This window comes from Bacillus sp. SIMBA_008 (assembly GCF_046535495.1).
In the GTDB taxonomy this organism is placed as follows: Bacteria; Bacillota; Bacilli; order Bacillales; family Bacillaceae; genus Bacillus; species Bacillus subtilis.
On the sequence record NZ_JAWRWL010001314.1, the window covers coordinates 1 to 234 of the forward strand.

Sequence of the window (234 nt, forward strand, 5' to 3'; positions counted from 1 at the left end):
AGAATACAATGGAAAGAACTTGGTCAAAAAATACATATGACGGGGCAGGCCGTAGGAAATCGAATTCGAAGATTAGAGGATTTAGGGATTATTGAACAATATACAATTGCAATAAACCGAATCAAATTAGGACAAGTAGTGACTGCATTTGTTACTTTGTTCGTAACAACAGCTAATCACCAAGAGTTTATGAATTTCTTTCAAGGAGAAGAAGGGATTTCTGAAGTACACCGT

At 35.9% G+C, this 234-nt stretch carries 1 protein-coding gene; it reads left to right on the forward strand.

Annotated elements, in window-relative coordinates; translation table 11 throughout:
- Nucleotides 1-234 (forward strand): Lrp/AsnC family transcriptional regulator (locus SB658_RS27700; RefSeq protein WP_410603792.1); only part of this gene is annotated, 234 nt, incomplete at both ends.